We start from the raw sequence: 348 nt of genomic DNA, 5'->3' as shown, positions 1-348 counted from the left end.
GACGAGCCGCTGCCGTCCACAACCGCCCGGCTGCGCGACACCCTGGCGCGGGCCGCGGACGACCGGCTGGGTCTGGTCGTGGCGGAGGTGGACCTGGAGGTGACGGCGCTGCTCGGCGCCGGTCCGGCGGCGGCTGCGGAACAGGGGGTCACGCAGGAGCAGGAGTCACAGGTCGCGGAGGAGGAGACCACAGACTCGGCCGACAGCGACGGCGAGGGCGACGGCGACGAGGCCCGGGTCGCGAAGGCGGCCCTGACCGTGCCGGGAGTGGCCCGCCTGACGGGTGTCCTGGGCGGCCTGGGCCGGGCGGCCCACATCGAGGACCGCCCGGCTGCGGCCGCGCTGCCC

General features: G+C 77.6%; 1 pseudogene. It reads left to right on the top strand.

What is annotated here, in order from left to right:
• Window positions 1–348, top strand: a pseudogene (locus G3I40_RS46285) (nucleopolyhedrovirus P10 family protein); the annotation flags it as partial.

Source organism: Streptomyces sp. SID14478 (assembly GCF_010548525.1).
Taxonomy (GTDB): Bacteria; Actinomycetota; Actinomycetes; order Streptomycetales; family Streptomycetaceae; genus Streptomyces.
Note: the sequence above shows the minus strand (reverse complement) of the source record. Positions and strands in the feature narration are given on the sequence as shown.